Raw genomic sequence first — 2,780 nt, 5'->3', positions numbered from 1 at the left:
GTAAGCGGTCACTTTAGACCCGTTAAGGCCCTAAGCAAGTACTTATTTATAGATTTTTAAAAACTTGAGTTGATTTTAATAGATGGCTGGAGCCAATTGGGGCTGCCACCTGTGAGCGACCAAGTAAACCAAATCTTCCTTGGCTGTCTTCTTGATGCGACGGAACACGTCACACAAGTATCTGAATGAATTCAACTGATATGCCTTGCAATTTGCAAAGGTAGTCAGTGACCTTGCTAATCTTACACCTCCATCAGGGCTTCCTGCAAAGAAGTTGTTATTACGATACTTTGCCAATCTGCGGATCTCTCTTTCAACGGCATTATTCGAAAAGTCAAGCGCACCATTCTTCAAGCAATGTAGCAGACAGGGATATTCTGCTTGGGCATACTTCACTGCCTTGACCAGCTCAGGTTCCTTCGTCTGGTCAAGCTCTTTTTCAAGTATGTCGAGCTTATCTTTGATACTTTGCAGTATCGGACCTATCTGCAGGACTCGCTCCTGCGCGATTTTGTCAAAATCGCCTTTGGCATCAGCTTTTATCTGTTTGTCTAAATGGAATATCTGGTCGGCAAGATGCACTATTTCACAAGCATCCTGCGAGACATCCTTTAGTTTGAAGTGTGGTCTTCTCATATGAACAAGACATGATATTCTTACAATAATATCGGCTACTTCAGAACACTTTTCAAGATCTTCCACCTTTACATTATAGCACTTATAAAGAGGTGCTCCGTCACTGTGGATGAAAAGGCGTTTCTTGGCATCCTTGAAATACGTCTCTACAGCCTCGCGTGTCCTGCGTCCACGGTTAAAGAACACAAACTGGGTCAGCTTGTTGACTGGCGAATAATGGCAAAACATCCACCGTTTGTAATAGTGCTGATCATTCTCGACATCTTCGTCCTTTTCATCCTTATTAGGCAGACGCTTGTCACAAATGCCGATTGTGGATTCATCCACATGGTCATGTCCTGTTGCAAGAATCTCTTTCTGGATTACTTCATCAAGAGGCTCCAGCAGATCACCAGCCTTCTTTATCCAGTTCTTGACAGCCCCCTCGCTATAGTTCAGCCCCTTGCTCTTAAGGAATGTGACTATCTCAGAGTATGTCATCCGATGCTCACCATGAAGAACATATACCAATGCAATAACAGATTCTGTGACTTCCATACGTCCCATGGGATTCTTATACTTCTCAGGGAGATTAACATAATAGTAGTTACCACGTGGATCCTTGAATTTCCTTCGGATAATAACCTTACATCTGAAATGACCTTCCACCCAAATATAACGGGTTGTCTTATCAGGTTCCAGTTCTATTGCGTCGTCGGGAAGGTCTTCTGGAGTAAGGATTATCTGACTATCCTTGTCATTCAGTGCTGCTTCCTCTAAAGGCTGGATATTACGAGGCTTTTCAACGCCTTTCATATCCTTGCGCTGCTTGGCTGCCGCCATTACTTGTTTGGCAATCTCTACACAACGCTCATCCGGCACATCAGCGCCCTCGAGGTCGAGATCGTCTGCTTTTACAGGATTCTGACAGCCATGATTATATTTCTCGGACTCTGTTCCCTGACCATAGGCATCAACAGCAACTTTATTCTTCTGCTGCTCAAGCTGCTTTATACGGTCTTCAGGAGTCATTCCGTCTGGAATAGGCTGACCAGCATTGGTTGTGCCATGATCATCGCCCTCGCCATACTTAGCCCTGAGTGCATTCAGCTCATTGTCTTTAGCTGCAAGCTGCACAGCAAAGAAGTCTTTTAAGTCCTGCATCTCCTTTGCATGATTCTCATTCTGCACACGGAGTTTTTCCTCAAATTCCTTCTTGACACCAGCTACTATAGCATCTCGCAAGGAGTCTGAGAGGGTTACCGGTCCTTTGCCCATCATGAACTGGGCCATCTGCTTGACTGTTTCAGCCACTTCATCCATTTTCTCATTGAGTCGCCTCTGAATGTCTGCATTCTGAGACTCAAGGGCAGAGTTCTTCTGCTCCAGAAGTTTCACCTTCTTCTGGGCTTCATGCTTCTCTCTTTCAGCGCTACTGACCCTGGAAGAGAGTATAGCAAACTGCTGTTCCTCTGCCTTATTCACATTACAAAGGTACTCATTTTTCTCCATATATGCAAATATTTAACTACTTAATTATCAGATAGTTACGTTAAATAATGCTAACAAAATCACACTAATTCTTGCAGCTCATCACCATCGGTTGCATCCTCTTCGTACTCATCAAAATACTCGTCTTTTTCCTTTCTGATGATACCCTCGAGCAGATAAACGAAACTGGACCACGAGATGTGGTACACATGCTTGCCTTCATCCAAGAAGATGGGATGAGTGAACCGGTGTGCATGCAGGATCTTTTCCGTGAGGATTTCTCCATTATGGTGGAAGTAATAGACTCTGAGTCTGCTGAGGTCACGTGACAGGAAGATGTAGACATCACCATTGCAGGGGTCGCGATGGAGCTTGCCCTTGATGTATTCCCTGAGTCCACGATGACGGAAGCGCAGTGTGACATTGTCTGTACAGAGAAAATATCTGAATTTGCCTGATAGGTTGATCATTGACTCACCTCCATTTCCCTGATTAATGCAGAGAGCGTGGTGACATCACATTTGCCGATGTTTACGCCTATGCGGCTGTTTATACTTATGCTTATATTCTCAATGACACGAAGGACCTTGGTTGTCTGGGGCTTAATCAGAGTCAATCTCGAGAGATCTTCTTTGGCCGGTTCTTGCTCGCCAGGCTTGTCTATCACCAGCTCT

3 protein-coding genes are annotated in these 2,780 nt (G+C 44.6%); all 3 read right to left on the bottom strand.

All coding sequences use genetic code 11. From position 1 onward, the window contains the following. Window positions 1–75: 75 nt before the first annotated feature. Window positions 76–2,100 (bottom strand): IS66 family transposase, encoded by a 2,025-nt coding sequence (locus J6I68_RS07815; protein WP_292219270.1) that lies wholly within the window; start codon window positions 2,098–2,100, stop codon window positions 76–78. A gap of 86 nt (window positions 2,101–2,186) precedes the next feature. Further along, window positions 2,187–2,576, bottom strand: coding sequence for an IS66 family insertion sequence element accessory protein TnpB (gene tnpB, locus J6I68_RS07810; protein ID WP_292219267.1), 390 nt, complete (start codon window positions 2,574–2,576; stop codon window positions 2,187–2,189). After that, window positions 2,573–2,780 (bottom strand): hypothetical protein (locus J6I68_RS07805; RefSeq protein WP_292219265.1); only part of this gene is annotated, 208 nt, incomplete at its 5' end. The genes J6I68_RS07805 and tnpB, both read right to left, overlap by 4 nt.

It is taken from the genome of Butyrivibrio sp. (assembly GCF_017940685.1).
In the GTDB taxonomy this organism is placed as follows: Bacteria; Bacillota; Clostridia; order Lachnospirales; family Lachnospiraceae; genus Butyrivibrio.
Note: the sequence above shows the minus strand (reverse complement) of the source record. Positions and strands in the feature narration are given on the sequence as shown.

What these genes read in the sequence shown, in the direction of transcription:
- tnpB (WP_292219267.1), bottom strand. Translation starts at nt 2,576, where the DNA reads ATGATCAACCTATCAGGCAAATTCAGATATTTTCTCTGTACAGACAAT.